The 21,947-nt window shown below is 74.5% G+C and carries 13 protein-coding genes; 8 read left to right on the top strand and 5 right to left on the bottom strand.

All coding sequences use genetic code 11. The features are described from left to right. Window positions 1-2: 2 nt before the first annotated feature. Complete coding sequence (locus JK356_RS19110; protein ID WP_201869893.1) at window positions 3-7,052, bottom strand: type I polyketide synthase; 7,050 nt, start codon at window positions 7,050-7,052, stop codon at window positions 3-5. A gap of 502 nt (window positions 7,053-7,554) precedes the next feature. Here JK356_RS19110 and JK356_RS19115 point away from each other — a divergent pair. The 4 genes from JK356_RS19115 to JK356_RS19130 all read left to right on the top strand — a co-directional run bounded on the left by JK356_RS19115 (window position 7,555) and on the right by JK356_RS19130 (window position 11,035). After that, complete coding sequence (locus tag JK356_RS19115; protein ID WP_374100682.1) at window positions 7,555-8,619, top strand: NAD(P)-binding domain-containing protein; 1,065 nt, start codon at window positions 7,555-7,557, stop codon at window positions 8,617-8,619. A 99-nt stretch (window positions 8,620-8,718) separates the two neighbouring features. Next, window positions 8,719-9,636, top strand: coding sequence for a LysR family transcriptional regulator (locus JK356_RS19120; RefSeq protein ID WP_201869895.1), 918 nt, complete (start codon window positions 8,719-8,721; stop codon window positions 9,634-9,636). Window positions 9,637-9,683: 47 nt separating this feature from the next. Further along, a complete protein-coding gene (locus JK356_RS19125; protein ID WP_307815748.1) occupies window positions 9,684-10,475 on the top strand; it encodes an SAM-dependent methyltransferase in 792 nt (263 codons plus the stop codon). 50 nt (window positions 10,476-10,525) lie between these two features. Continuing rightward, entirely contained in the window at window positions 10,526-11,035 is a 510-nt protein-coding gene (locus JK356_RS19130; protein ID WP_201869897.1) for an NUDIX domain-containing protein, read from the top strand. Window positions 11,036-11,072: 37 nt separating this feature from the next. Here JK356_RS19130 and JK356_RS19135 read toward each other — a convergent pair whose 3' ends face one another. The 3 genes from JK356_RS19135 to JK356_RS19145 all read right to left on the bottom strand — a co-directional run bounded on the left by JK356_RS19135 (window position 11,073) and on the right by JK356_RS19145 (window position 14,954). Next, entirely contained in the window at window positions 11,073-12,182 is a 1,110-nt protein-coding gene (locus JK356_RS19135; RefSeq protein WP_201869898.1) for a type III polyketide synthase, read from the bottom strand. An 87-nt stretch (window positions 12,183-12,269) separates the two neighbouring features. Further along, window positions 12,270-13,475, bottom strand: coding sequence for a cytochrome P450 (locus JK356_RS19140; RefSeq protein WP_201869951.1), 1,206 nt, complete (start codon window positions 13,473-13,475; stop codon window positions 12,270-12,272). Window positions 13,476-13,676: 201 nt separating this feature from the next. Then, window positions 13,677-14,954 (bottom strand): ROK family transcriptional regulator, encoded by a 1,278-nt coding sequence (locus JK356_RS19145; RefSeq protein ID WP_201869899.1) that lies wholly within the window; start codon window positions 14,952-14,954, stop codon window positions 13,677-13,679. 224 nt (window positions 14,955-15,178) lie between these two features. Between JK356_RS19145 and JK356_RS19150 the strand changes: the two genes are divergently transcribed. Genes JK356_RS19150 through JK356_RS19165 form a run of 4 tightly spaced genes read left to right on the top strand, consistent with a single transcriptional unit; the run spans window position 15,179 to window position 20,743 of the window. Beyond that, window positions 15,179-16,870 (top strand): ABC transporter substrate-binding protein, encoded by a 1,692-nt coding sequence (locus tag JK356_RS19150; RefSeq protein ID WP_201869900.1) that lies wholly within the window; start codon window positions 15,179-15,181, stop codon window positions 16,868-16,870. A 9-nt stretch (window positions 16,871-16,879) separates the two neighbouring features. Then, entirely contained in the window at window positions 16,880-17,869 is a 990-nt protein-coding gene (locus JK356_RS19155) for an ABC transporter permease (protein WP_201869901.1), read from the top strand. 13 nt (window positions 17,870-17,882) lie between these two features. Beyond that, window positions 17,883-19,799 carry a dipeptide/oligopeptide/nickel ABC transporter permease/ATP-binding protein gene (locus tag JK356_RS22450; RefSeq protein WP_307815749.1) on the top strand — a complete coding sequence of 639 codons (1,917 nt, stop codon included), beginning with the start codon at window positions 17,883-17,885 and terminating at the stop codon, window positions 19,797-19,799. Further along, window positions 19,796-20,743, top strand: coding sequence for an ABC transporter ATP-binding protein (locus JK356_RS19165; protein ID WP_201869902.1), 948 nt, complete (start codon window positions 19,796-19,798; stop codon window positions 20,741-20,743). The genes JK356_RS22450 and JK356_RS19165 overlap by 4 nt, the downstream gene beginning before the upstream one ends. Before the next feature lie 43 nt (window positions 20,744-20,786). Here the strand turns inward: JK356_RS19165 and JK356_RS22085 are convergent, their stop codons facing one another. Next, complete coding sequence (locus tag JK356_RS22085) at window positions 20,787-21,704, bottom strand: alpha-galactosidase (RefSeq protein WP_307815751.1); 918 nt, start codon at window positions 21,702-21,704, stop codon at window positions 20,787-20,789. Window positions 21,705-21,947: the final 243 nt, after the last annotated feature.

Below are 21,947 nucleotides of genomic sequence, written 5' to 3' on the forward strand. Positions count from 1 at the left end.
CCTCACCAGCCCGACGCCGTGTAGACGACGGAACCGGCGGCCGGGTCACCCCACGCCAGCTCGCGCAGCAGCGCCAGCGCCCCCTCCTCCGGGTCGATCAGCCGGATGCCGCGCCGCGCGTAGTCCCGGCCCAGCTCGGGCGAGACCATGCCGGGATGCGCGGGGGAGGGGGCCCACGGGCCCCAGTGCACCGTCAGCGCCCGGTGCCCGGTGCGCGCCGCCCAGCCGCGGCCCACCGCTTCCAGCGCCTCGTTGGCCGCCGCGTAGTCGCACTGCCCGCGGTTGCCGAGCACAGCCGCGATGCTGCCGAACAGCACGGCGAACAGCGGGCCGGGCGCCGCCTCCGCCGCCGCGTCGAGCAGGGTCCGCGCGCCGTCCACCTTGGTGGCGAACACCCGGCGGAACGACTCGGGCGACTTGTCCGCGATGAGCCGGTCCTCGATGACGCCCGCCGCGCAGACCACCCCGTCCAGGCGGCCGTGGCGTGTCCTGATGTCCTTGACGGCCTGCCGCACCGACTCCGGGTCCCGCACGTCCGCTGCCTGGTAGCGGGCCTCGCAGCCCAGGGAGCGCAGCGCGGCCAGCGTCGCCGTGATCTCCCGCCGCGCCAGGATCCGCGAGGCACGGGCGTCGATCGAGGCGGGCGGCTCCCCGAGCCCGGCCAGCGCCGCGCGCAGCGCCGCCCGGTCCGCCGCTCCGGCCGTCGCCGGGTCCTCGGGCCCGGCCGGCGGCGGCGTGCGGCCCAGCAGCTCCACGCGGCAGCCGCTGGCCGCGGCCAGGGCCAGCGCCACGTGCGCGGCGATGCCGCGTGCCCCGCCTGCCAGCAGGACCACCGAGTCCCGGCCCAGGCCCAGGGCCCGCGCCTCGGCCGTGCCCGTGCCCTCCGGGCCCGCGCCCCGCGCGGCGACGGCGCCCAGGTCGGCCGGCTCCGGCTCCAGCCCGTGCCGCCCGGACGCGGTGCGGACCACGACCGGCGCCCGGTCGGCGGCCGCCAGCTCCGCCACCAGCCGTTCCGCCACGGTCGCCGGGTCCGCCGTGCCGGGCGCCACCACCCGGGCGAGCACGCCGGGGTGCTCCCGGGCCACCGTGCGGAACAGCCCGTGCAGGCCGAACGGATGCGCCTCGGCGGGCCGCGCGCACACCAGCCACCGCGGCTCGCGGGCCAGCGCGGCCTTCACCACGCGGAACGTCTCCGGCGCCACGTCCGGCCCCGGCCGCGTCTCCAGCGGCCCCAGCAGGAACGCGCCCGCCAGCTCGCCGTCCGCCTCGCCCAGCTCGTGCCAGGCGTCACGCATCACGGCCTCGGCGCCGCGCCGCACCAGCGCTCCGGCCAGCGCGTCGGCCACCTCGCCGGAGCCCAGGACCGCGAACCGCTGCCCGGCGATCCCCGGCGGTTCGGCGCCGTCGGGCACGTCAGGCAGCGGTACCTCGCGCACCACCATCCGCCGGGGCGCCACGCCCGCCAGCCCGCCGCCGTCGGCCGGGCCGCCGTCCGCTGCCGGGCCGCCGGACGCGCCGGGCGCGGCAGCAGGCCGGGCCGTTCCGTTCTCCGGCGGCGCGCCGCCGGGCAGCCGGGCCTCCAGCCAGCCGGCGATGGCGGCGGCGGTGCGCGCCCGCGACAGCTCCTCCAGCTCCGCGTCGGACAGCGCTCCGGCCGCGCCGCCGGTCAGGCGCCGGGCCAGTTCGCCCGCGATCTCGGTGCGCTTGATGGAGTCGATGCTGAGGTCGGCCTCCAGGTCCAGGCCGGGCTCCAGCATGTCCACGGGGTAGCCGGTGCGCTCGCTGACGATCTGGAGCACCGTCGCCAGCACGTCACCCGGCCGCTGGGCCGCTTCCCCGGCCCGCTCCCCTGCCGCCGCCCCCGGTGCCGCCGGGGGCTCCGGCAGGGCCACAGCGGCGGCCGGCTCCGGCCCGGCCGCCTGCGCGGGCACGGTCACGCTCGCGGGCACCGGCGGCGCCTGCGGCGCCGGCGCGGAGGGCTCGGGCACGGCGCCGCCGAGGTAGCGCAGCAGCACGTCGCGCTGAGCGGCGACCATCTCGCGGCCGGTGCGGAGGAACTCGGTGATGAGGGTGTCCGGGTCCGGCTGGGGCATGGGGCTCTCCAAACGAATGCGGTGGGCGGGACGCAGGCCCCCGGGGAGCGGCTCACCCGAGGCGGTGCGGACCAGGTGGCCGTCCACGGTCCACCCGGCGGGCCGGGCGGGCGGGCCGGCCGCTCGGCCCCGCACCAGCCAGCCGGTGCGCACCGGCAGCCCGGCCGCCGCCAGGCGGGCGAGCGCCTCCAGGAAGCCGCGCAGCCCGGCGTCCGGCCGGGGCTCGCACGCCACCGCCGTGTGCGGCCGGTCGCCCAGGACGCGCCGCACCAGGCCGGTCAGCGCGGTCCCGGGCCCCACCTCGACGAACACCCGGGCCCCGGCCGCGTACATGGCCTCGATCTGCTCGGCGAAGCGGACCGGCGCGCCGAGCTGGGCGGCGAGCTGGGCGCGGATGTCGCCGGGGCCGGCCGGGTAGGGTGCGGCGGTCGCGTTGGCCCACACCGGGATCTCCGGCGGCAGCACCGGGTGCCGTGCCAGCGCCTCGGCGAACGGCCCGCCCGCCGCCGCGACGAGCGGGCTGTGGAACGCGCAGGCCACGTCCAGCAGCTGGGCCGCGTGCCCGGCCTGGCGCAACGCGTGCACCGCCTCGCTGACCGCCGCCGCCGGGCCGGAGATCACCGTCTGGTCCGGTGCGTTGCGGTTGGCGGCCACCACCGCGCCGCCCAGCCCGGCACCCGCGAGCACGCGTTCGGTCTCGGCTGCCCCCGCCCGCACCGCCGCCATGGCGCCCGGCTCGTCCCCCGCCGCCCGCAGCACCGCCTCGGCGCGGTCGGCGCTCAGCCGCAGCAGCGAGCCGGGCGACAGGCTCCCGGCCGCGCACAGCGCGACCAGTTCGCCGTAGGAGTGCCCCGCCGCCATGTCGGGGCGGACGCCGGCCCGGCCCAGCAGGTCGAGCACGGCGAGCTCCGCCATGCCGAGCGCGGGCTGCGCCACGCGGGTGTCGGTGACGGCAGCCCGGCGCGCCTTGGCCCCGGCCTCGCCGAACGCCGCGGGCGGGAAGACGGTGCGGACGACATCGCCGGGCAGCCGCTCGGCCAGCCGCAGGTAGCGGTGGGTCTCGGGGAAGGCCGTGAACAGCCCGGCCAGCATCCCGGGGCGCTGGCTGCCCTGCCCGGGGAAGAGGAACGCCACCTTGCCCGGCGGCCGCTCGGCGCACTGGAACACGCCGCGGGCCGGGTCGTGCTCCCCCGCGGCGGCGGCGCGCAGCCGCTGGGCCGCCTCCTCGGGCCCGCCGGCCAGGACCGCCAGCCGCGGCGGGCCGGGCCGCTCCGCCGCCGCCCGTTCCGCTGCGGCGGCAAGGGCACGCGGGGCGGTGCCGGCCGCCGCGGCCGGTTCGGTCCCGGCCAGCAGCTCGTCCGCCAGCGTCTGCGCCCGGCGCGCCGCGGCCTCGGGTCCGGGGCCCGGCAGGAGCAGCAGCTCGGCGGGCCAGACCGCGCGCCCGTGCGCGGGCGGCGGCCCGCCGGGGCAGGCCGCCAGCACGGCGTGGAAGTTGGTCCCGCCGAAGCCGAAGGCGCTCACGCCGGCCAGGCGCCGCTCGGGCGGGCCGGGCCAGGGCGCGGCGGTGGTGTGGAAGACGAACGGGCTGGTGGCCGCGTCCCAGGCGGGGTTGGGCTGCCGCAGGTTGCGGGTGGGAGGTATCGCGCCGGTGTACAGGGCCATGGCGGCCTTGATGAGCCCGGCGAGTCCGGCGGCGCACTTGGTGTGCCCGATCTGCGACTTGACCGAGCCCAGGGCGCAGGAGCCCGGCGCGGCCCCGGCGTCGGTGAACACCTGGGTGAGCACGGTCAGTTCGGTGCGGTCGCCGACGACGGTGCCGGTGCCGTGCGCCTCGATCAGGCCGACGTCGGCGGGCGAGACGCCGGCCTGGGCGTAGGCGCGTTCCAGGGCGGCCCGCTGCCCTTCCGGGCGGGGTGCCGTCAGGCCCCGGGAGCGGCCGTCGCTCGCAGCGCCGACGCCCTTGATCACGGCATAGACGCGGTCGCCGTCGCGCTGGGCGTCGGCGAGGCGCTTGAGCACGACGCAGGCGACGCCTTCGCCGAGCGCGATGCCGTCGGCCGCCGCGTCGAAGGTGCGGGAGCGCCCCGTCGGCGACAGCGCCTGCACCGAGGCGAACATCGCGAAGTCGTGGATGCCGTTGTGGAGGTCGGCGCCGCCGCACAGCACCAGGTCGCTGCTGCCGGCCGCCAGCTCCTTGCAGGCGGCGTCGAGCGCGGCGAGCGAGGAGGCGCAGGCGGCGTCGACCGTGTAGGTGGCGCCGCCCAGGTCGAGGCGGTTGGCGATGCGGCCGGTGATGACGTTGGCCAGCATCCCGGGGAAGGAGTCCTCCGTCAGCCGGGGGAGCTGCTGGTCCAGCGCGGGCGGCAGCGGGCCGGTGTACGACGGCAGCACGGTGCGCAGGGACAGCGCCTGCGCCAGCTCGCTGCCGGACTCGGCGCCGAAGATGACTGAGGCCCGGGCCCGGTCGAAGGGGCGTTCGCCGTACCCGGCGTCGTCCAGGGCGCGGCGCGCCGTGAGCAGCGCCAGCAGCTGGACGGGTTCGATGCTGGCCAGCGAGGCCGGGGGGATGCCGAAGGCCAGCGGGTCGAACGGGACGCGCGGCAGGAAGCCGCCCCACTTGGACGGCGTGAGGGACGTGGCCGCCGCCTCGTCGTGCTCGCGGCCGGCTCCGCCGTCCGTTTCCCCGTCTGCTGCTCGGCTCTGGCTCCCGCCGGGCGCGAAGTGCAGCGCGGCATCCCAGCGTTCGGGCGGCACCTCGGTCACCGCGTCCGTGCCGTCCAATATGGTGGCCCAGTAGGCGTCGAGGCCGTCGGCGCCGGGGAAGACGCAGGACATCCCGACGATGGCGACGTCCAGCGGCGCGGGTGCCGGGCCGCCGGGCGCCGCGGCGGCGGGCAGCGCCGCGCGCAGCGTGCGGGCACGGGCCGCCAGGTGGGCCGCCGCGCCCGGACCGGCCGCGTGGTGCAGCCGGGCGACCGTCGTGGTGTCCGAGCGCAGCACCGCCACGTCGCCCGCCATGAACATCCCGGCGGCGACCTGCCGCGCCTCGTCCGCGGGGACCAGCTCCCCGTCCGCCCGCTCCACGCCCTTGCTGGCGATGCGCAGGCGGCCGAGGTTGAGCCGCTCCAGCTCCTCCCAGACCTGCCGCTCGGGCACGCCGCGTGACCGCAGCTCCTCCCGGGCCCGCTGGAATTCGGCGGTGAACGGGCTGGCCACGCACCGTGTGGCGTGCCCGGGAGCGGTGCGCAGCAGCTCGGTGGCCCGGGCGGCGACGACCTGGCGCTGGAACGCCGGCCGGATCGCGCCGGTGCGCACCGCCTCCTCGGTGAAGAGGTAGGCCGTGCCCATCAGCAGCCCGACCGGTACGCCCCGGCGCATCAGCGGCGCGGCGAGCGCGGCGACCATGGCGGCGGAACGCTCGTCGTGCACGCCGCCCGCGAACAGCACGCGCAGCCCGGCCGCGGCGGCGGGGTCGGATGCCGCGTCGAGGTGGGCGAGCAGCTCGGCGACCTGCGCCTCCCAGAGCGTGAAGCTGGTGCGGGGGCCGACGTGCCCGCCGCACTCGGCGCCCTCGAAGACGAACCCCCGCGCCCCGGCCGCGAGGAACTGCCGCAGCAGGCCGGGGGAGGGGACGTGGAGGAAGGTCTGGATCCCGGCCTCCTCCAGCGCGGCTGCCTGTGAGGGGCGGCCCCCGGCGATCAGCGCGTGGGAGGGGCGGTGCGCGCGCACTGCCTCGATCTGCTCGGCCCGCAGCCGTTCGTCCGCGAAGCCGAGCAGGCCCACGCCGAACGGCGCGCCGCCGGTCTCGGCCCGGGTGGCGGCGAGCAGTTCGCGGGTGCGCGCGCCGCTGGACAGGGCGAGGGCGAGGAACGGCAGGCCGCCTTCGCGCGCGACCGCGGCGGCGAAGGCGGGCTGGTCGCTGACCCGCGTCATGGGCCCCTGGACCAGGGGCAGGCGGGTGCCGAGCACCGCGCACATGGGGGAGCCGGGCAGCAGCGCGCGGCCGGGCTCGTCGTCACGGACGGCGTCGGCCACGCCCTCGCGCACCGCCCGCACCGCGCCGGCGGCGTCGTGCCACCGGTCGGCGAAGTGCGCGGCGAGGTAGGCGTCTTCGCCGGCGGGCAGGAACCGGGCCGCCGGGCCGTACGCGCCCAGCAGCCCGGCCACGTGCTCGGGGGAGGCGGACGCCTCCGGGGGCCGGCGGGCGCCGCCGGGCGGGCACAGGAAGCGGTAGCCGCCCGCGACGGCCGTTTCCGTGCCGTCGCAGCGCCGCAGCAGCGCCGCCGCTTCCTGCGGCAGGGAGGACTCCGCCAGCAGGGCGAGCTGGACGTCCAGCACGACGCCGGCCGCGCCTGCGGCGACGGCCGCCGCCGCGGTCCGCGGGCCGATGCCGCCGCAGGCCCAGATGGGAAGCGCAGGGTTTCCCGGGGTGTCCGGGTGCTCCGGATGCTCCGGGTCCAGTGGTGTGCCCAGCAGCTGCTGGAGCAGCACGAAGGTGCTCAGGGTGCCGACCCGGCCGCCGCATTCGCTGCCCCGGGCGATCAGGCCGTGGGCGCCGGCCGCGGCCGCCGCGGCGGCCTCCTGCCGGCTGGTCACCTCCTTCAGCACGCGGCAGCCGCCGGGCAGTCCGGGGAGCTGGGCCGGGCCCGGGGGCGCGTCGGCCGCCAGGACCACGGTGTGCGGGGAGGGGCCGTCGCCGGCGAGCTGGGGCAGCAGGGCGGGGAGCGCGGGCACGGTGCGGGCGGAGACGCGGATGCCGAACGGGCCGGGGGCCCAGTCGAGGAACCGGGCCAGTTCCTCACGGGCCCGGCGGTCGCCGGTTCCCAGGTCGAGCACGCCCAGCGCGCCCGCCCGGCAGACCGCCGCCGCCAGTCTCGCGTCGGGCTCGCCGAACGGGGTGATGCCGAGTACGCCGGGTTCGTGAGGGGCAGGGCCGGGATTCTGCGGAACGGACGGCATGGCACTCCGGGTTCTTTGCGGGGCGTCGCAGTAAAGAGAAGAGCGGCAGGGAGCGAATTCCGGAACTTAGTCTGATGGTATCTACCAGGTCAAGGCGTCGTACGCGAGAATAGGTTTGTCATATTTATTGCTGCGAGCCTCCCGTGGCGGGCAGGGTGGCCAGAGGGCGGCGCGGCCGCGTCGTGCCAGGTCAGCGAGCTGGCTTCGGGCAGACACGCGGGCGAACAGGTAAGCGGATATCGCTTCCGTGGCACGCGCTGCCGGTCGCCGGCGGGGGGTGTGACGCAAGGACGAAAGAATCCGGTCGTAAAGCGGCAGATCAGATCGGTTCTGATATGTCTATAAGCGCTGCCGGTCCCGCTCCGGGAAATTCCGGTGGCTGTCCCGCGAAATTCCGGAGTGCCGCACACTGCTCGCATTCCCCGATGTTCGCCGGTATTCGATTTCCGGGAAGAGCGAGGGCGCCCGGCGTGTTGTACGGAACATGCACCACGTGGCGGACATGCGGGTCGTTGTCATCGGCGCCGGGCAGGCCGGGCTGTCCAGCGCTTACCATCTGCGCCGACGCGGGCTCGTGCCCGGTCGCGACTTCATCGTGCTCGATCACGCCCCCCGCCCCGGCGGCGCCTGGCAGTTCCGCTGGCCGACCCTCACCTACGGCCGGCTCCACGGCATGCACGCCCTGCCCGGCATGAAGCTGACCGGAGCCGACCCCGACCGGCCCGCCTCGGAGGTCATCGGCGGTTACTTCGCCGAGTACGAGCGGGTCCACGGGCTCGACGTGCGCCGCCCGGTCCACGTCAGCGCCGTGCGCGAGGCGGGCGACGGCAGGCTGCGCGTCGTCACGAGCGCGGGGGAGTGGCTCACCCAGGCACTGATCAGCGCCACCGGCACGTGGGACCGGCCGTTCTGGCCGTCCGTTCCCGGCCAGCGCGACTTCACCGGGCGGCAGCTGCACACCGCCACCTACCCCGGCCCGGAGGCGTTCCGCGGCGAGCGCGTCGTCGTCATCGGCGGCGGCACCTCCGCCGTGCAGCACCTGCTGGAGATATCCCAGACCGCCGCCCGCACGGTCTGGGTCACCCGGCGTCCGCCGGTGTTCCGCGAGGAGCCCTTCGACGCGGAGCAGGGCAGGGCGGCCGTCGCCCTCGTCGAGGAGCGGGTACGCAACGGCCTGCCGCCGCAGAGCGTCGTCTCCGTCACCGGCCTGCCCATGACCGAGGCCATCCGCCGCGCCCGGGCCAGCGGCGTGCTCCGCCGCCGCCCCATGTTCGACCGGATCACCCCCGGCGGCGTGGCCTGGGACGACGGCACGACCGTGGCGGCCGACACGCTGCTGTGGGCCACCGGCTTCCGTCCCTCCCTCGCGCACCTGGCGCCGCTGGGGCTGCGCGAGCCCGGCGGCGGCATCCTCCTGGACGGCACCCGGGTCGTCCGCGACCCGCGCGTCCACCTCGTCGGCTACGGCCCCTCGGCCAGCACCATCGGCGCCAACCGGGCCGGCCGCGCCGCCGTGCGGGAGATCACCGCGCTCCTGTCACGGGCCGAGACGCTCGTCGCGGCCTGACGGACCGTCAATCCAGGAGCTATCCGGCGAGGTGACGCCGAGTGACATGTGACGGTCTTTCGACAAGGCGATAGACGCCATCTATGATGCCGTGCTGTCATGGACCTGAGAGAGCTGCGTTATCTGGTCGCCGTCGCCGACGCCAGGCACGTCGGCAGGGCTGCCGGCCAGCTCTTCATCAGCCAGCCCTCCCTGAGCTACGCGCTGAAGAAGCTCGAGCGCGAACTGGGCGTGACGCTGCTGCGCCGCCACCCCCGCGGCGTCGATCTCACCGAGGCGGGACAGGACGTCGTCGCCCAGGCCCGGCTCGCGCTGCAGGCCGCCCAGCGTGTCCGTGACGCGGCCGCCCGCCACGCCCCGCTGGCGGCGCGCCGGCTCCGCGTCGGCTACCAGGCCAGCGGCGCCGGATCGCTTGCCGCACGGCTCCGTGCCGCGTTCGAAGCGGGCAACCCGGGCATCGTCGTCGAGCCGCGCGGCTGCGAGTGGGCACGGGAGGCCGACGCGCTCCGCGAAGGCACCGTGGATGTAGCCATCGTCTGGCAGCCGGCCGACCTGACCGGGCTCGCCAGCATGCCGCTGGCCGAAGAACCGCGTGTCATCGGCCTGGCCGCCGCCCACCCCCTCGCCCAGCGCACACGCCTGGCGATCACGGACGTGCGCGACGAACCCCTCGTCCGCACGCGCAGCGCCCCCCGCGACTGGACCGCGTGGTGGGCCGTGGACCCGCGCCCCGACGGCTCACGGCCCCGCTGGGGGCCCGCCGACGATGACCTCGCCCGGCTGCTGGACCACGTCGCCGCGGGCCGCGGCGCCATCATCGTCCCCCGCACCTCGGGCGAGTACTTCTCCCACCCCGGCATCTCCTGGATCCCGCTCACCGGGGTCGAGCCGTTACGAATCGACCTGGCATGGCACCCCGACCACAGCAACCCCGCCGTGGACGCCTACGTCCGCACCGCCCGCCGCCTGCGCGGAACCGGAACCGCCCGCAGCACCGGGAAGACCGGCACGGGATGACCAACCGGCCGCGCGGCGCACTCCGGTACCACCAGGGAGATTCTTCCGTGACCGACGACGTGCCCAAGATCGACACGACGGTGCCGCACTCGGCCCGGATCTGGAACTACTGGCTCGGGGGCCGCGACAACTACGAGATCGACCGGGTCGTCGGGGAGCGCTACCAGTCGACCTTCCCCGGCGTGGTGGACCTGGCGCGCGCCTCCCGCGCCTTCCTGGTCCGGAGCATCCGGTACATGGCCGAGACCGCGGGCGTCCGGCAGTTCATCGACATCGGCACCGGGCTGCCCACGGCGGAGAACACCCATGAGGTCGCCCAGAACGTCGCCCCGGACACCCGCGTGCTGTACGTGGACAACGACCCGCTGGTGCTCGCCCACGCCCGGGCCCTGCTCATCAGCGGGCCCGAGGGGAGCACCGAGTACCTCCAGGCCGACGTGCGGGAGCCGGAGCGCATCCTGGCCCGCGCCGCCGAGGTCACCGACCCGTACCGGCCCGTCGGCCTCATCCTCAGCGGCGTGATGGGCCACGTCGCCCCCTACGCCGAGGCGCGGTCGGCCGTGCGGCGGCTGCTGGACGGGCTGCCCGCGGGCAGTTACCTCTCGCTCAACGACGGCGTCACCGGGGACGCCGCCTATACCGAGGCCCAGCGCGACTACAACGCCACCGGCGCCGCCCCGTACTGGCTGCGCGAGCCCGAGGAGATCGAGGGCTTCTTCGACGGCCTGCAGCTGGTGCCGCCGGGGGTCGTCGCCTGCTCCCGGTGGCGCCCCGGGCGGCGGTCCCCGGCCGCCGGCCCGGAGGTCGCCGTGTACGGCGGGGTCGGCCGCAAACCCTGACGGGGCCCGCCGGTGCCGCGCCGGCGCCGCTGAGGTGGTAGGAGAGACAGATGGCATACACACTCGGTCGTCTCGTGACGCACTGCCCCTACTGCGGTGCCCCGTACCCCGCCGAAAGCGGCTGGCCCCGGGACTGCGCGGCGTGCGGCGAGACCCAATGGCTCAACCCGCTGCCGGTCGCCGTGACGCTGCTGCCCGTGGAGCGGGACGGCCGGCGCGGCCTGGTCGTGGTGCGGCGCTCGATAGAACCGGGCCGGGGAGAGCTGGCACTCCCCGGCGGCTATATGGAGGCCGGGGAGTCCTGGCAGCAGGCGGCCGTGCGGGAGCTGCGCGAGGAGACCGGTCACGACGCGGACCCGGAGGAGGTGCGCCTGTTCGACGTCCGCTCCTCCGGGCTGACCCTGAACGTCTTCGCCCTGCTGCCCCCGCGCGACGAGCGCACGCTGCCCCCGTCCGCCGCCACCGCCGAGGCCAGCGAGTGGCTCGTGCTGCGCGAGCCGGCCGAGCTGGCCTTCCCGACGCACACCGAGGTCGTCCGGGCCTATTTCGGTGAGCGCTGACGGTACGGACAGGGGGACAGGGCCGGCCCGGCGCCGGTCAGCCGACCGGGGCCTGCGCGCTGGCGGGCAGGCCCACCCCTGCCGGGCCGGCGTCAGGCTGCCGGGTCACCCACGTGCCCAGGGCCATCTCGGCGGTGATGCCGGGGCCGAACCCGGCGATCAGTCCCTGCCCCGAGTCGGCGACGCCGCCGTCCTCGAAGAGCCGGTTCAGGGCGTCGAAGACGACGCAGCTGGCGATGTTCCCCCGCTCGGTGAGCGTCGCCCGGCTGTAGCGGTACATGTGCGGGTCGACGTCGAGAAACTCGCACAGGTCGTCCAGGATCCGGGGCCCGCCGGCGTGCACGATGTGGAAGTCCAGCCCGGAGACGTCCCAGCTGTGTTCCTGCGTCAGCGCCCGCAGCGCCGGGGCCAGCATCTTCATCGTGGTCGGGACGCGCTTGTCCAGCTGGAAGTGGAAGCCGGTGCTCTTGACCGCGTAGGAGATCCAGTCCTCGGTGTCGGGCACCAGGTGCGAGCCGTTCCGCTCCAGGCGGACGCCCTCGCCGCCCTGGCCGCGGACGACGGCGGCGGCCACCGCGTCTCCGAACAGGCCGTTCGACAGCAGTGAACCGACGCCCACGTCGACGGGCTGGTAGCACAGCGAGCAGAACTCGCAGGCGACGATCAGCGCGTTCTCCTCGGGGTAGGCGCGGCAGAAGTCGTGCGCCCGGTTGATCGCCGCGCCGCCCGCCGCGCAGCCGAGCTGGGCGATCGGCAGCTGTCTGGTCTCGGTCGAGAAGCCCATGGTGTTGATCAGCCAGGCGGTCAGCGAGGGCATCATGAAACCCGTGCACGAGACGTACACGATGAGCCCGATGTCGCCCACGCCGAGCCCGGCGTTGTCCAGGGCCTGGTAGACGACCGCGGGCACCCGGCGCTTCGCCTCCGCCTCGTACAGGTCGTTCCGCGCCTGGAAGCCGGGGTGCTCCAGCGTCTTGTCGATGGGCTGGACGATATGCCGGGTGCGGACCCCGGTGTTCCGGATGAGCCGCAGCACGAGCCCGAGCTGCGGATGGTCGGCGTGCAGCGTGCGCGCCAGGTCGAGCGTCTCCTCCATCGTCAGGACGTTGTCGGGCACCGCGATGGACGGCCTGCACAGGGTTGCCATGATCCCTCCCGCGCCGCCGCGCCCGCGACCGGGCGGGCGGCATCGATGGCTGTCAGTGATTGAGTCAGATACGAAGCGCCGGCCGCGTTACCAGGCGACCGGGAGCTCGTAGGGGAAGCGCCAGATGGACTCGGTGTTCCACGGCACCTCCTCGGCCGGGACAGCGAGCCGCAGGCCGGGGAAGCGCTCGAGCAGCGTGCCGATGGCAAGCTCGATCTCCATCAGGGCCAGCGGCGAGCCGATGCAGTGGTGTGCCCCCCAGCCGAACGTCATGTGCGGCGACGGCTGCCGGTCCAGATCCAGCTCGTCGGGGCGCTCGAAGCGCTCCGGGTCGCGGTTGGCCGCGAGGTAGGAGACGTGCACCGTGTCCCCCGCCTTGATGGTCACGCCGCCGACCTCGACGTCCTCGGTGGCGATCCGCGGAATGCCGACGCCCTTGCGGAACGGGATGAACCGCAGCAGCTCCTCCAGCGCCTGCGGCAGGATCTCCGGCCGGGCGCGGAGCTTGGCCAGCTGGTCCGGGTGCGTCAGCAGGGTGTAGAGGATGTTGCTCAGCTGGTAGGTGCTGGTGTCGTGCCCCGTCATCAGCAGCACCATGGCCATCACCGTCAGCTCGTCGGCGTCGAGGACCTCGTCGCCGTCGCGGGCGGTGGCCAGGGCGCTGATCAGGTCGTCACCGGGGTGCGCGCGGCGGGCGGCCGTCAGCTCGCTGAAGTAGGCCCGCAGCTCGGCCTTGGACCGCACGGCCGTCTCGCGCGTGGCCGCGCCGATGGAGGACATCTCCATAGCCCGCCGCCGCAGGTCGGCCCGGTCCGGCTCGGGGATGTCCAGCAGCTCGCAGATGGTGGTCAGCGGCAGCCGCAGTGACACGTGCTTGACGAAGTCGGCGGGCGACCCGTGGTCGGCCATCTCCGCCAGCAGGCTGTCGACGATCCGCTGCGTCTTCGGGCGCATCGCGTCGACCCGGGGCGCGGTGAACGCCTGCGAGACCAGCTTGCGCAGCCGGTTGCTCTCCGGCGGGTCCATCAGGTTGATGGCTTCCGACTGGACGATCGGCTCGGGGGTCATCCGGGGGAAGTCCCTGCCCGCGACGGCCGCCCGGCTGAAGCGGCGGTCCGTCGTCACGAAGCGGACCTCCTCGAACCGCGTGACGAGCCACGCCTCGCCCTGGCCGTAGGCCATGCGGATACGGGTGATGGGCCCTTCCTCCATCAGCTCTCTGAGCAGCGGATCGAACTCCAGCCCTTCGGCGAAGTCGAACGGGCAGGTCCGTACGGTCTCGGAGCTGCTCATGGCGTCGCTCCCCTCCCTGGCATCCTCGGCGTCACGGATCGCCACGACGCGACGGTGTCGTCCCGGACGAGATCAGGACGAACGAACTCTGGACAAAAAAGGTTGTCCCCGCCCGCACCACGCGCTATGTGCCGATCCCCCGGGATTAACCCGTTAGGGGACAAGCCAGGCGTACGCCTTAACGCTCCGCAGTCCGCCGGGCTAGCTGGCGGCCCGCGCCTCCCCGAGAGGCTCGGCGCCGAGGTTCTCCGGCAGCCGGACGCCCTCACGCAGCGGCACCAGCTCGGACTGGAGCACCATCGCGGCGGCGCCGATCGCCGGCGCGGTCGCCGCCGACCGGGACAGCCGCACCGTCACCGAGTGGGTGGCCCGGGAAAAGAAGGAGCGGTCCAGCTCCTCCCCGACTACGGGCAGATATATCGAGCCCGCGATGGCCAGGCTGGGGCCGGTGAGGACCAGCTCCTCCAGGTCCATGACGTTGGCCAGGGCGCGCGAGGCCAGGGCGAGATAGCGCGCCGAGCGCTCCAGCAGCGCGCGGGCGCGCGGCTCGCCGCGCAGCGCGGCCCGGCTGACGGCGGCGAAGTCCGTGACCAGGCGGGAGCGGTCGTTGGGCCGTGCCGACAGGCCCGCCTCGCGCGCGAGCGCGGCGTCCGCGCGCGCGGCGGCCACGACGGCGCCGGGGCCTGCCAGCGCCTCGGTGCAGCCGCGCGCCCCGCACCAGCACTCGGGCCCGTCGGCCTCCAGGCAGATGTGGCCGATCTCCCCGGCGTTGCCGCTGGCGCCCCGGTAGGTGATGCCGTTGATGAGCAGCCCAGAGCCGATGCCCGTGCCCATGTAGACGGCGGCGAGCGTGGCGCCGCCGATCACGCCGCCCGACCAGTGCTCGCCGAGCGCCGCCGCCGTGGCATCGTTGTCCAGGATGACCGGCAGCCCGGCGGCCCGCTCCAGTTCGGCGTCGAGCGGGAAGTCTTCCCAGTGGCGCATCGCGGGCGGGGTCAGCCGCATCTTTGAGGTCTGGTGCATCGGGCCGGGGGAGACCAGGCCCACGCCCAGCACACGCTCCCGGTCCACGCCCGCACCCTCGATCAGGGCGCTGATCTCCCGGGCCATGCGCGCCACCACGTCCGGCGGGTCCTCGGTGCCGACGCCGGCGCGCGACATCCGGGCGATGATCGAGCCGCCGAGGTTGGTCAGGACGTACGTCAGCCCGGCGTGGTCGAGGTGGACGCCGACGGCGAAGCGCGAGGACTGGTTCAGCTCCAGCAGCACCCGGCGCTTGCCGCCGGTGGACTCGGCCCGGCCCGTCTCCAGCACCAGGCCCTCGTCGATCAGCCGCCGCACCACCGTGGAGACCGTGGCGCCCGTGAAGCCCGTGGCCTTGACCAGCCCGACCCGGCTGATCGTGCCGGCGGCCCGGATCACGTCAAGGATCGCCGCCTGGCTGCTGGCATGGGGGGTGGCTCCCGCGGGTCCGCTCAACTAGTCCTCCGCTTGTGACGCTGCGCGACGCCAAGTGTAAGTGGCGGGGCTCCTATGCCCCGCCCGGTGCGGGCCGGTGGCCCGCCAGCGGCGCCGCCTCGCCCGTCCCGGCCGGGTATTGACTTTGTTAATTCGGCGGCTTAACAATCCTAAACCCGGGCGGGTCCCGGGCCCCGGGTGAGTCCCCCAGGCCCCGGCGCGGGGCGACCAGGAGAGGAATCGACATGTCCTTGCAACCAGGATCGCGGCGCCTGCGGACGGCGGCGGTCGGTGCCGTCTGCGTGGGCCTGCTGGCCGCCGGGTGCGGCTCCAGCAACGGCGGCAGCAGCGGTGGCGGCGACTCCGGCACCCTGATCGTCTTTACCGGACAGGCGGGGGACTACCAGCGCAACTTCAACCCCTACTCACCCACGCTCAACGAGGGCCCCGGCACGATCTTCGAGCCGCTGTTCTTCTACAACATCGCCCAGCAGGAGGAGCCGCAGCCGCGCCTGGGCACCGAGTTCTCCTGGAACGACGACGGCACCGAGCTGACCATCACCCTGCGTGAGGGCGTCACCTGGTCCGACGGTGAGCCCTTCACGGCCGAGGACGTCACGTTCACGTTCGACATGCTGGCGGCCCACGACGAGATCAACACCGTCGGCTACGCCGGCGAGGCCGAGGCCGTGAACGACCACGAGGTCAGGGTGACCTTCGACAAGCCCTCCTATATGGACGGCCCGCAGCTCCTCGGCAAGGTCTGGATCGTCCCCGAGCACATCTGGAGCGGGATCGAGGACCCGGCCACCGACCCCGTCAACAACCCCGTCGGCACCGGCCCCTACCTGCTGGCCGACTTCAAGGCGCAGGCGTTCACGCTCCAGGCGAACCCCACCTACTGGGACGGCGAGCCCGAGCTGCAGCGCGTGCGCTACCTGGCGCTCTCCGGCAACCAGGCCGGCGCCGACGCGCTGGCCGCCGGCCAGATCGACTGGCAGACCGGACCGGTACCCAACCTGGAGAACGTCGAAGAGGCGTACCCCGGCTACCAGGCCAGCACGGTCTACGCCTTCCAGATGCACCTGACCGCCTGCTCCAGCGAGGAGCTCGGCTGCGAGGGCCCCCAGACCGACCCGGCCGTCCGCCGCGCCCTCTACTACGCCATCGACCGGGAGCAGCTCAACGCGCTGGCCTTCCAGAACACCGCGGGCCCCATGTCCCCCGGCTACGCCCTGCCCGAGCGCGACGCCGGCTACGTGTCGGACGAGCTGCAGGAGCGGACCGTGCCGATGCACGCGGACACCGAGCGCGCCCAGCAGATCCTGGAGGACGCCGGCTACACCCGCGGCGGCGACGGCATCTACGCCCGCGACGGCGAGAAGGTCTCGCTGACCGTGGGCGTGCCCTCCGGCTGGACCGACTACATCACCGCCGTCAACACCATGCGCGAGCAGGTCAGCGAGGCCGGCATCGAGCTGACGGTCGAGCAGTCCTCGTGGAACGAGTGGTCCGACGCGCGCAGCCGCGGCGACTTCGAGCTCCAGCTGGACTCCCAGTACCCGGGCCCCTCACCCGACCCGTACTGGAACTACAACTACTTCTTCAACAGCGACAACACCGCCCCCGTCGGCGAGCAGGCCAACCCGAACTGGGCCCGCTACGCCAGCCCCGAGGTGGACGCGGCCATCGAGGAGCTGCGGCAGCTCGACCCCACCGACCTGGAGGCCCGGCGCCCGTACTACGACGCCATCCAGGCGCGGATCGAAGCGGACATGCCCTACGTCCCGGTCCTGACCGGCGGCACGACCAGCGAGTACAACGCCGAGAAGTTCAGCGGCTGGCCGACCGAGGACAACCTCTACGCCTACCCCGCCGTCTGGCAGCGCCCGGACCAGGCGGAGATCTTCAAGCAGCTGACGCCCAACGGCGGGTGACACGCACCGATGAGGTACTACGCCCGGAAGCTCGGGTTCTACCTCGTCGCCCTGTGGGCGGCGCTGACCCTGAACTTCTTCATCCCCCGGCTGATGCCGGGCAACCCGGTGGACACCCTGCTGGCCAAGCTCCAGCAGCGCGGCGGCTCGGTCGATCCGGCTGTCCGTGAGTCCTACGAGCTGCTGCTCGGCACCGACACCGGCGAGCCGCTGTGGCACCAGTACGCCGCGTACCTGGGCAACCTCCTCCGCGGCGACCTGGGAGTCTCGGTCAGCGCCTTCCCCGAGGACGTGTCCTACGTCATCTCCCAGTCACTGCCCTGGACGGTCGCGCTGGTCGGCATCGCGACCCTGCTGTCGTTCCTGCTGGGCGTGACGCTCGGCGCGATCGTCGGCTGGAAGCGGGGGACCTGGCTGGACAGCCTGGTCCCCGCGACCACCGTGCTGTCGGCCGTGCCCTACTTCTGGCTGGCGCTGATCCTGGTGCTGGTGTTCTCCAGCCAGCTCGGCTGGTTCCCGCTGCTCCAGGGCTACGACGTCACCCTCACCATCGGCTGGAACTGGGAGTTCATCCAGTCCGCCCTCTACCACGGCACGCTGCCCGCCCTGACCATCGTGATCTCCTCCGTCGGCGGCTGGCTGCTCGGCATGCGGAACATGATGGTCTCGACCATGGACGAGGACTACGTCCTCACGGCACGCGCCAAGGGGCTGCGTAACCGCCGGATCATGACGCGCTACGCCGCCCGCAACGCGGTGCTGCCCTCCGTCGCCGGGTTCGCGGTCTCCCTGGGCTTCGTCGTCGCCGGATCGATCATCACCGAGCAGGTCTTCTCCTACCCGGGCATCGGCGGGAAGCTGCTCCAGGCGGTCGAGAACAACGACTACGCGCTCATGCAGGGCATCTTTCTCGTCATCACGATCGCGGTCCTGGGCGCCAATCTCGTCGTCGACCTGCTGTACGGCCTGATCGACCCCCGCACCCGAGCCGAGAACTGAGCAAGGAGTACCCGTGACCGACCTCAGCCCGCTCACCGGGGGTGCCCGTGACGACGCGCCCCCGGGCGCCACGGCGGCGGCGCCCGCCGGCCCGGAGCCTGCGGGGGTCCGGCCCGGCAGCCGCCTGCGCGCGCTGCTGCCGAGCTGGTCGCCGAAACTGGCCGTCGGCCTCGTGCTGGTCGGCGGCATCGCCCTGTTCGGCCTGCTGGGCCCGGTGTTCACCGGGGACCCGGATGCCATCAGCAACGACAGCCTGGCCCCGCCGGGCGACGGCCACCTGCTGGGCACCACCCAGACCGGCCAGGACGTCCTGGCCCAGCTGGCGCACTCGGTGCGCGGCTCCCTCCAGGTCGGTCTCCTCGTCGGCGTGCTCGCCACGCTGCTGTCGGCCTTCTTCGGGATCATCGGCGCCTACGCGGGCGGCGCGCTGGACGAGGCGTTCTCCCTGTTCTCCAACGTCATGCTCGTCATCCCGGGCCTGCCGCTGATCATCGTCATCGCGGGGTTCGTCCCCGCCGAGGACCGCGGCTGGTGGACGGTGGCGCTGGTGCTGGCGGTCACCGGATGGGCGGCCTCCGCCCGGGTGCTGCGCGCCCAGACCCTCTCGCTGCGCAACCGCGACTACGTGGCGGCGGCGCGCGTCGCGGGGGAGAAGCGCTGGCGCATCGTCGCGGTGGAGATCCTGCCCAACCTGCTGCCGCTGCTGGCCTCGCAGTTCGTCTTCGCCGTCATCGCGGCGATCCTCTCCGAGGCCGGGCTGTCCTTCCTGGGCCTGGGCTCCTCCGGCTCCCACACCCTGGGCACGATGCTGTACTTCGCGCAGAACGGCTTCGCGCTCCAGTACGAGGCGTGGTGGTGGTTTGTGCCGCCCGGCCTGATGATCGCCCTCTTCGGCTGCGGCCTGGCGCTGATCAACTTCAGCATCGACGAGATCATCAACCCGAAGCTGCGCGTGGCGAAGGCAGCGGGCGACGGCCCGGTGGGCGTGGCCGCCTCCGCGCCCGTCCCCGCCGCCGGCCCGGAGCAGGAGCGGGCCGGCGGCGGGCGCGAGCCCGTCCTCACCGTCAGGAACCTCAGCGTCGTCTACCGGACCGACGAGCCGGTCCACGCCGTCAGGAACGTCTCCCTCACCCTGGGACGCGGCGAGATCCTGGGCCTGGCAGGCGAGTCCGGCTGCGGCAAGACGACCCTGGCCTACGCCGTCAACCGCCTGCACCGGCCTCCGGCCGAGGTCACCTCCGGCTCGGTCGTCTTCCACGACCGCGGCGGGAAGGACATCGACCTGCTGGCGCTTGCAGGCGAAGACCTGCGGGCGTTCCGCTGGGACAAGCTCTCGATGGTCTTCCAGGGCGCGATGAACTCGCTCAACCCGGTGATCTCCGTCCACGAGCAGCTCGACGACGTCCTCACTACCCACCGGCCCGGCATGGCCAGGCACGAGCGCCGCGCCCGGTGCGAGGAGGTGCTGCGCCTCGTCGGCGTCGACCCGGTGCGCCTGGACTCCTTCCCGCACGAGCTGTCCGGCGGCATGCGCCAGCGCGTCATGATCGCCATGGCGATGCTGCTGGACCCGCAGGTGATGATCATGGACGAGCCGACCACGGCGCTCGACGTCGTCGTGCAGCGCGGCATCCTGCGGGAGATCGTGCGGCTGCGCGACGAGCTGGGCTTCGCCGTCGTCTTCATCACCCACGACCTGCCGCTGCTGCTCGAACTCAGCGACACCATCGCCGTCATGCGCAAGGGCGAGGTCGTGGAGTACGCCCCGGCCGCCGAGCTGTACGAGCGGCCGCAGCACCCCTACACCCGCATGCTGCTGGACTCCTTCCCGAGCCTGACCGGCGAGCGCGGCGCGTTCGTCCGCACCGGGGAGCCGTCCGAGCGCGAGCGGCCCACGGACACCGCCGCCCCCGGGAAGGTGACGCCATGACCACGCTGACGGTGCGGGACCTGGTGAAGGTCTACCGCGTCAGGAACGGCCTGAGCCACCGCAGGCTGCGGGCGGTCAACGGCGTCTCCTTCACCCTCACCCCGGGCCGCACCGTAGCCCTGGTCGGGGAGTCAGGGTCCGGCAAGTCGACCGTGGCGAAGATGATCGCCCGCCTGGAGAAGCCCACCGCGGGCGCCATCACCGCCACCGGCCCCGACGGCACCCCCGTGCCGGACCGGCACTACCGCGACCACGTCCAGATGGTCTTCCAGGACCCGTTCGCCTCGCTCAACCCGTTCCACACCATCGAGCACCATCTCACCAGGCCGCTGAAGCTGCACGGCCGGGCACGCACGCGGCGCGAGGCACGGGAGAAGGCAGAGCAGCTGCTGGAGCGTGTGAACCTCACCCCGGCGCGCGCCATGGCCGCCCGCCGGCCGCACGAGCTGTCCGGCGGACAGCGGCAGCGGGTGGCGATCGCCCGCGCGCTGGCCCCGGGCGCCCAGGTCGTCATCGCCGACGAGCCGGTCTCCATGCTGGACGTCTCCATCCGGCTGGGCGTGCTCAACCTGCTCGCCCGGCTCCAGCGCGAGGACCGGCTGGCGGTGCTGTACATCACCCACGACCTGGCGACCGCCCGGCACTTCTCCGACGAGATCCTCGTGATGTACCGCGGCCGCGTCGTCGAGCGCGGGCCGTCCGATGACGTTATCCTCACGCCGCGCCACCCCTACACCCAGCTGCTGGCCGCCGCGGCACCCAACCCGGAGCAGCGGGGCCGCTCGCTGGCCGGGGACCCGGTGGCCGTGCCGCCCGGGTACCTGGAGCTCACCTACGACCACGAGGCCGGCACATGGCTGGGCCCCGGCGGCGAGCCGGCCGCGGACCCCGGCGGCCTCCCGTCCCGGACCGGCTCACGGGCGGCACCTGAGCCGCCGGCCTGACCGGCACGCCACCGGCCCCGCCGCACCGGGGGCCGTGGCGGCGTCACGCGCCGTCAGATCCAGGGGCCCGCAGCAGGACGAGGCGCTCGGGAAAGAGCACCGGCGCCTGGAAGCCCGCGTCCGCCAGCACGCGCCGCGGCAGCCGCACCCCTTCGGGCGTCCACCACGGCAGGGGCACGCCCCGGCGGTGCGCGTTCCCGTCCGGGACGTCACCCGGCGGCTGCGGGCGCGCGTGGCAGACGGCGCCGGCGCCGAGCCCCGGCAGCCGCACCGGGCCGGGCGGGTACAGCGGGGACGTCGCCATGGCCACCAGAGCGAACAGCGCGTCGGAGCCGTCCTCGGCGACCACGCCGTGCAGCTGGTACGCCGGGTCCGGGTGGTCGGCGTGCACGGCGGTGCCGGTGTGCAGCAGGCCGCGCAGCTCCTTGTACAGCGCCATCCATGCGGCGAGCCGCTCTCGGTCCCCGGGGGAGGCGGCCGACGGGTCCCACCCGATGCCGAAGTGGCCGAACAGGGCTGTCCCGGCGCGGAAGCCGGGCGAGTGGCGGCGGCCGGTGGTGTGCGCCTCGCCTGCGCCCACGTGTGTGCCCATCAGCTCCAGCGGGACCAGGGCGTTGGTCCAGCGCTGTATCCGCTGCCGCTCCGGGGCTCCGTGGCCTGGGGCGGCACCGGCAGCGTGAGGCTGACGCCGTCCGCGGTGAACGGCGTCCCGCCGTCGTTGGTGACGGTGGCGCGCTGGCGCAGCAGGCCGGAGGGCAGCCAGCTCAATGGTGAGGTGCAGGCTCAGTCCGGCGGCGGTGTCGCGGGCGCCGAGCCGGACCCGGTCGCCGTCCCGCTCGGCCCGGGTGGTGCGGAAGGCGGTGGAGAAGGCGGCGCCGCCGCGGTTCCCGGCCAGTCCCGGGGTGCCGAGCCAGCTGGCGGACTGCTCCGGCAGCACGGCCACGTCGACCGGGCCGTCCACCGAGAAACCGATGGGCTGCGGGCGCTGGGCCAGCCGCAGCGCTTCCAGCCGCCGGAGGGGAGCGCGCCGAGGTCCCCTCCCCAGTGCACGGCGACCGGGGCAGTCTGCCGCCGGACAGGTCGAGGACGAGGCTGACGCCCGCCGCGCGGAGGTGGACGAGGCCGGGCCGGCGGGGCGGGGCACGGGCGCGCTGGCTGAGGTCACGGGGCGGTCCTTCGCTGGCTGTCAAGGGATACCGAAGCG

The sequence above is a fragment of the Streptomyces sp. 7-21 genome, assembly GCF_016741785.1.
Taxonomy (GTDB): Bacteria; Actinomycetota; Actinomycetes; order Streptomycetales; family Streptomycetaceae; genus Streptomyces.

Coding starts and splice junctions, on each gene's coding strand:
- JK356_RS19110 (WP_201869893.1), bottom strand. CDS start 7,052: ATGCCGTCCGTTCCGCAGAATCCCGGCCCTGCCCCTCACGAACCCGGC.
- JK356_RS19115 (WP_374100682.1), top strand. CDS start 7,555: ATGCGGGTCGTTGTCATCGGCGCCGGGCAGGCCGGGCTGTCCAGCGCT.
- JK356_RS19120 (WP_201869895.1), top strand. CDS start 8,719: ATGGACCTGAGAGAGCTGCGTTATCTGGTCGCCGTCGCCGACGCCAGG.
- JK356_RS19130 (WP_201869897.1), top strand. CDS start 10,526: ATGGCATACACACTCGGTCGTCTCGTGACGCACTGCCCCTACTGCGGT.
- JK356_RS19135 (WP_201869898.1), bottom strand. CDS start 12,182: ATGGCAACCCTGTGCAGGCCGTCCATCGCGGTGCCCGACAACGTCCTG.
- JK356_RS19140 (WP_201869951.1), bottom strand. CDS start 13,475: ATGAGCAGCTCCGAGACCGTACGGACCTGCCCGTTCGACTTCGCCGAA.
- JK356_RS19150 (WP_201869900.1), top strand. CDS start 15,179: ATGTCCTTGCAACCAGGATCGCGGCGCCTGCGGACGGCGGCGGTCGGT.
- JK356_RS19155 (WP_201869901.1), top strand. CDS start 16,880: ATGAGGTACTACGCCCGGAAGCTCGGGTTCTACCTCGTCGCCCTGTGG.
- JK356_RS19165 (WP_201869902.1), top strand. CDS start 19,796: ATGACCACGCTGACGGTGCGGGACCTGGTGAAGGTCTACCGCGTCAGG.